We start from the raw sequence: 6441 nt of genomic DNA on the forward strand, positions 1-6441 counted from the left end.
GCCACCTTGTCATGTCGTGCCGCCCGTCTTCGGAAAGCCCTGACCTCAAGGCCGCCATCCATAGCTTAACGCTATGGAAAAACCAGCCAGAACTCATTTCCGGACATGTGCCCAAGCACCCTATCCTGCCTTCAGCAAGGGCGGCATGCCCTCGATACCGGGAGAACGGACATGGCCAGACGCATTCGCAAAACCACCAGCTTCGCCATCGTGCACTTCGGCGTGGCCTTCACGGTGAGCTACCTCCTCACCGGCAGCGTCGTGATTGCCGGCGCCCTCGCCCTCATCGAGCCCATGGTCAACACCGTCGCCTTCTTCATACATGACTGGACCTGGGACCGTTTCGGAAGCCCCGCGGAGAACGTCGTGACGGAGACACGCACGGCCTGAGCCGGCACCAACCGGACCCATGGCAGGCACATGGCACTGACAGAAGCCGGCGCGACATGCGAAAATGCGCGCCGTCTTCAATCACCGGCTTCCCGCCGGTTTTCGCCAGTTCCCTGATCAGCTTTCCGGAGTCGCCCGCATGTCCCTGCTGCTTGATGGCAAAGCGCTGTCCCTGAAAATCGAGGCCGACCTCGCCGCCCGTGTCGCCGTCATCAAGGAGAAAAGCGGGCGCACGCCCATCCTGGCCACCATCCTGGTCGGCGGCGACCCCGCCTCGGCCACCTACGTGACCATGAAAGGCAAGGCCTGCCAGCGTGTCGGCATGGACTCCATCCGCCTCGAACTGCCGGAAGCCACCACCACCGAGGAGCTGCTGGCAGAGATCGCGAAGCTGAACGCCAACCCGGACGTGCACGGCATCCTGCTGCAGCACCCGGTGCCGCACCAGATCGACGAGCGCGCCTGCTTCGATGCCATCGCACTGGAGAAGGATGTCGATGGCGTGACCTGCCTCGGCTTCGGCCGCATGGCCATGGGCGAGCGCGCCTACGGCTCGGCCACGCCGGCCGGCATCATGACCCTGCTGCGCCACTACGGCGTCGAGCTGGCCGGCAAGCACGCCGTGGTGGTCGGCCGCAGCGCCATCCTCGGCAAGCCCATGGCGCTGATGCTGCTGGGTGCCGACTGCACGGTGACCGTCTGCCACTCGAAGACCCGCGACCTGGCAGCGCTGGTGAAGCAGGCCGACATCGTGGTCGGCGCCGTGGGCCGGCCGGAGTTCATCCAGGCCGACTGGATCAAGGATGGCGCCGTGGTGGTCGATGCCGGCTACCACCCGGGCGGCGTCGGCGACATCCAGCTCAAGCCGCTGGGCGACCGCGTGGCGGCATGGACGCCGGTGCCGGGCGGCGTCGGTCCCATGACCATCGCCACCCTGATCACGCAGTCGGTGGAAGCCGCGGAGCGCCAGCTCGGCTGAAGCGAGACGGCAAAAAGCCGGAGGGGCCGGGGTCCGAAAACTGTAGCGCTTTCCCAGCGTGTTTTCGGACCCCGGCCCCTCCGGCTTTTTGCTGCCCTGTGTTCAGTCGGCCTTGCGCCAGCGCACGCCCTCGCGGGTGAATTCGACGGCCACGCCCATGCCCTTGAGCTGGTCGCGCAGCGCGTCAGAACGCTGGAAATCCTTGCGCTGACGTGCATCGGTGATTTCGGCCACCAGCGCCTCGATCTGCGCCAGCGAGTCGGCATCGCCGGCGCCGGCCTGGCGGAAGGCATCCGGGTCGTGCTGCAGCAGACCGAGGATGCCGGCCAGGCGCCGCAGCAGGTTGGCGTGCTGCGCCGCGCCGGCACGGTCACCGGCCTTGTCGCAGCGATTGGCCTCGCGCACCAGTTCGTGCAGCACGGCAATGGCCTCGGGCGTGTTGAAGTCGTCGTTCATGGCCAGCGCCAGACGCGCCTCGTAATCCGCGGCAGTCGCGGGCTCGCCGGCGGCGGCATCGGCCAGCGCGCCCAGGGTGGCGTAGAAGCGCTCCAGCACCTGGCGCGACTGGTCGAGCGCGGCATCGGAGTAGTTCAGCGGACTGCGGTAGTGGCTGGCGGCGATGAAGAAGCGCAGCACTTCCGGATGGTAGTGCCGCAGCACCTCGCGGATGGTGAAGAAGTTGTTCAGCGACTTCGACATCTTCTCCGAGTTCACCTGCACGAAGCCGACGTGCATCCAGGTGTTGACATAGGTCTCGCCGGTGGCGGCCTCGGACTGCGCGATCTCGTTCTCGTGGTGCGGGAACAGCAGGTCGCCGCCACCGCCGTGGATATCGAAGCCGTGACCGAGGCAGCAGGTCGACATGGCCGAGCACTCGATGTGCCAGCCCGGCCTGCCCTGCCCCCACGGCGACGCCCACGCCGGCTCGCCGGGCTTGGCGGCCTTCCAGAGCACGAAGTCGAGCGGGTCGCTCTTGAGTTCGTCGACCTCGACGCGGGCACCGGCCTGCAGGTCGTCGAGCTTCTTGTTCGACAGCCGGCCATAGCGCGGGAAGCTGGAGACATCGTAGTAGACATCGCCGTTCTTCGCCGGGTAGGCATGGCCCTTGTCGACCAGGGTGCCGACCATGGCCAGGATGCCATCGACATGATCGGTGGCGCGCGGCTCCTGGTCCGGGCGCAGCGTGCCGAGCGCGGCGGCATCTTCATCCATGGCGGCGATGAAACGCGCGGTCAGGGCGTCGATGGGCTCGCCGTTCTCGTTGGCGCGCTTGATGATCTTGTCGTCGATGTCGGTGATGTTGCGGACATAGGTGACCCGGAAGCCGAGCTGGCGCAGCCAGCGCGTGATGATGTCGAACGACACCATGACACGGGCGTGGCCGATGTGGCAGTAGTCGTACACGGTCATGCCGCAGACGTACATGCCGACTTCGCCGGCCTTGCGCGGCACGAACGGCGCCTTGCGGCGGGTTTCCGAATTGTGGATGACCAGCCCGGCGGCCAGCGGGCTCAGGCCCAGCCCTGCGCCGCTCATGCCGGCTTGCCCCAGGAGTCGCGCAGGCCGACGGTGCGGTTGAACACCAGGCGCTGCGGCGTCGAATCCTTCAGGTCGACGCAGAAGTAGCCCTCGCGCTCGAACTGGAAGCGTTCCTCGGCCACGGCGGCGGCCAGCGACGGCTCGACCCGGGCCTCCGCCAGCACCCGCAGCGAATCCGGGTTGATGCAGGACTTGAAGTCGGCATCGCCACGGTCCGGCGCGGGATCGCTGAACAGGCGGTCGTAGAGGCGGATCTCGGCCGGCAGCGAATGGCTGGCCGACACCCAGTGGATCACGCCCTTGACCTTGCGGTCGACCGGGTTGGCGCCCAGCGTGTCGAGGTCGAGCACGCCGCGCAGCTCCACCACCTCGCCGGCAGCGTCACGGATCACCTCGTCGCAGCGCATGACGTAGGCGTTGCGCAGGCGCACTTCGCCGCCCGGCACCAGGCGCTTCCAGCCCTTGGGCGGGGTCTCGGTGAAGTCCTCGCGGTCGATGTAGATCTCGCGCGTCAGCGGCAGCGCGCGCTCGCCCATGTCGGCGTTCGGATGACGCACGGCGGTGATGACCTCGTGGTGGTCATCGGCCAGGTTGGTCAGCACCACCTTCAGCGGTCGCAGCACGGCCATGGCGCGCGGCGCAGTCGATTCCAGGTGCTCGCGGATGCAGAACTCCAGCAGCGACACGTCGCTGATGCCTTCGGTCTTGCTGATGCCGACCTTGTCGCAGAAGGCGCGGATCGACTCCGGCGTGTAGCCGCGGCGGCGCAGGCCGGCGATGGTCGGCATGCGCGGGTCGTCCCAGCCCTGCACCAGCTGCTCGTCGACCAGCTGCTTGAGCTTGCGCTTGGAAGTCACGGTGTAGTTCAGGTTCAGGCGCGAGAACTCGATCTGCTGCGGATGCGGCAGCGACGGCAGCTGGTCCAGCAGCCAGTCGTAGAGCGGCCGGTGATCCTCGAACTCGAGCGTGCACAGCGAATGCGTGATGCCCTCCAGCGCGTCCGAGATCGGGTGCGTGTAGTCGTACATCGGGTAGATGCACCAGTCGTCACCGGTCTGGTGGTGGGTGATCTTGCGGATGCGGTAGAGGATCGGGTCGCGCAGGTTGATGTTTCCCGAGGCCATGTCGATCTTCGCGCGCAGCACGTGGGCGCCGTCGGCGAACTCGCCCGCCTTCATGCGCGCGAACAGCTCCAGGTTCTCCTCCACCGTGCGTGCGCGGTGCGGCGAGTTGGCGCCGGGCTGGCTCAGCGTGCCGCGGCCTTCGCGGATCTGCTCCGGGGTCTGCGAGTCGACATAGGCCTTGCCGGCGCGGATCAGCTCGACGGCGAAATCGTGCAGCTGCTGGAAATAATTCGAGGCGTAGCGGATCTCGCCGGCCCAGTCGAAGCCGAGCCAGTGCACATCGCGCTGGATGGCGTCGATGTACTCCTGCGACTCCTTCTCCGGGTTGGTGTCGTCGAAGCGCAGGTTGCAGGCGCCGGCGCTGCCCGGATGCGTGGCGGCTTCCTCGGCGAGACCGAAGTTCAGGCAGATCGACTTGGCATGACCGATGTGCAGGTAGCCGTTGGGCTCCGGCGGGAAGCGGGTGACAATGCTGTCGTGCTTGCCGCCGTCGATATCGGCGATGACGCGTGTACGGATGAAATCTCTGGCTTCGATCATGGTCGCGCTGGCAAAATCAAAAGCGGAAGTCTACCCCCGGGCCTGAGCACGCTCAACCGGAGACAGGGTCGCAAACCCGCTTCCCGCCGAGAATTTCGCCCGCCGGGTGCACGGCACAACGACAATCCCGTTCCGGCCCGACACAAGACCAACAGCAACCCACCAACAGGAACCCTTCATGAAAGTCGCTCTCAACACCAGCCACGGCCGCATCGTCATCGACCTGAACGCCGAGAAGGCACCCAAGTCGGTCGCCAACTTCGTCGAGTACGTGAAGAAGGGCCACTACGACGGCACCGTTTTCCACCGCGTGATCGACGGCTTCATGATTCAGGGCGGCGGCATGGACGCCGACATGAACCAGAAGCCGACCGCCGCGCCGATCGCCAACGAAGCCGACAACGGCCTGAAGAACGAGATCGGCACCATCGCCATGGCACGCACCAACGACCCGCACTCGGCCACCGCCCAGTTCTTCATCAACGTCGGCAACAACAGCTTCCTCAACCACACCGCCAAGAACCCGCAGGGCTGGGGCTACGCCGTGTTCGGCAAGGTCAGCGAAGGCCTGGACGTGGTCAACGCCATCAAGGGCGTGGCCACCGGCAGCAAGGGCTTCCACCAGGACGTGCCTCGCACGGCCGTGGTCATCACCAGCGCCGAAATCGTCGCGGAGTAAGCCGTGGCGCGTGCCCTGCTGCTGTCGGACGTCCACCTGGCCCCGGACCTGCCGCGCTGCACCACCGGCCTGAAAGCCCTGCTCGGCGATCTGCCGGCGGACTGCACCGCCGTCTACGTGCTCGGCGACCTGTTCGAGGTCTGGGTCGGCGACGACAACCGCAGCGACTACCTCGACGAGGTGCTGGCCATGTTCAGGGCGGTCGGTGCGCAGGGTGCCGAGCTGGTGTTCTGCCACGGCAACCGCGACTTCCTGCTCGACTGCGGCCCGGCCGGCAGCACGCCGTTCAGCGCGCAGGCCGGCGGCCGCATGATGGCCGAAGCGGAAGTCGTGGAGCTGGGCGGTGCCCCCGCCCTGCTCATGCACGGCGACCAGCTGTGCACGCTCGACGAGGCCTACATGGCCTTCCGCGCGCAGGCGCGCAGCGAGGCCTGGCAGCAGGGCATCCTCGGCCAGCCGCTGGAACAGCGGCTGATGATCGCCGAGATGTGGCGCATGAAAAGCAAGATGGCCAACAGCAACAAGGCCGAGAACATCATGGACGTGACCCCGTCCGAGGTCGTGCGGGTCATGGCCGCGGCCGGCGTCGAACGCCTGATCCACGGCCACACGCACCGCCCCATGCGGCATCAGGTCGAACTGCCGGGCAACATGAGCGGCGAGCGCCTGGTGCTGGGCGACTGGCGCGAGGACAGCGGCGAGGCGGTGATCGCCTGGGCCGACGACAGCAGTGTGAGCCTGGAGACCTGGCGCTTCTGAGCGGCGCGCGGGACCGGCGGCAGGTCCGCGTCAGGCAGTGCTGCCGGCCGGCTTGCTGGTGGCCTTGTCGACCAGCGCCAGGACATCGATGGTCGCCATCTCCCGGATCTTGGGATCGGCGATGCGGGCATTGACCTCGCGCACGATCTGCTCGCGCACGATGGGCTGCACCAGCATGAGCTTGTCCAGCGCTTCGCTGGGCTGGTTGGCGCCCTTCACGTCGATGCGGATGTTCTTGCTGGTGACCGGGTGCGGCACCAGCTTGAGGATCACCGGCGCGTAGGTCTCGACATCGATCTGCAGCTGGATGGAGACATCGAGCGTGAACTTCAGGTCGACGCCGAAGATCTCGACATCGAGCCGGATATCGCCGAGCACGCCGAGCAGAAAGCTGATGTCGGGCAGGCGCTCCATCATCGGGTCGACGGTGA

6 protein-coding genes and 1 pseudogene are annotated in these 6441 nt (G+C 66.9%); 4 read left to right on the plus strand and 3 right to left on the minus strand.

Translation table 11 applies throughout. The features are described from left to right. The first annotated feature begins 171 nt into the window (after positions 1-171). Positions 172-390 carry a DUF2061 domain-containing protein gene (locus C5O18_RS05175; protein ID WP_206389736.1) on the plus strand — a complete coding sequence of 73 codons (219 nt, stop codon included), beginning with the start codon at positions 172-174 and terminating at the stop codon, positions 388-390. A gap of 139 nt (positions 391-529) precedes the next feature. Further along, positions 530-1369, plus strand: a complete 840-nt coding sequence (gene folD / locus C5O18_RS05180; protein ID WP_105192057.1) for a bifunctional methylenetetrahydrofolate dehydrogenase/methenyltetrahydrofolate cyclohydrolase FolD — start codon at positions 530-532, stop codon at positions 1367-1369. 102 nt (positions 1370-1471) lie between these two features. Here folD and cysS read toward each other — a convergent pair whose 3' ends face one another. Together cysS and C5O18_RS05190 are read right to left on the minus strand one after the other, a co-directional pair. Further along, positions 1472-2905 carry a cysteine--tRNA ligase gene (gene cysS, locus C5O18_RS05185; protein WP_105192059.1) on the minus strand — a complete coding sequence of 478 codons (1434 nt, stop codon included), beginning with the start codon at positions 2903-2905 and terminating at the stop codon, positions 1472-1474. After that, a pseudogene (locus C5O18_RS05190) lies at positions 2902-4599 on the minus strand (glutamine--tRNA ligase/YqeY domain fusion protein); the annotation flags it as partial. The gene cysS and the pseudogene C5O18_RS05190, both read right to left, overlap by 4 nt. Before the next feature lie 151 nt (positions 4600-4750). Between C5O18_RS05190 and C5O18_RS05195 the strand changes: the two are divergent. Further along, positions 4751-5251 (plus strand): peptidylprolyl isomerase, encoded by a 501-nt coding sequence (locus tag C5O18_RS05195; protein ID WP_105192063.1) that lies wholly within the window; start codon positions 4751-4753, stop codon positions 5249-5251. Positions 5252-5254: 3 nt separating this feature from the next. Continuing rightward, on the plus strand, positions 5255-6010 hold the full coding sequence (locus tag C5O18_RS05200) for a UDP-2,3-diacylglucosamine diphosphatase (RefSeq protein WP_105192065.1): 756 nt from the start codon (positions 5255-5257) through the stop codon (positions 6008-6010). A 30-nt stretch (positions 6011-6040) separates the two neighbouring features. Here C5O18_RS05200 and C5O18_RS10400 read toward each other — a convergent pair. Continuing rightward, a partial coding sequence (locus C5O18_RS10400) for a hypothetical protein (protein WP_158249275.1) occupies positions 6041-6441 on the minus strand: 401 nt, incomplete at its 5' end.

This window comes from Amnimonas aquatica (assembly GCF_002943415.1).
GTDB lineage: Bacteria > Pseudomonadota > Gammaproteobacteria > Pseudomonadales > Moraxellaceae > Perlucidibaca > Perlucidibaca aquatica_A.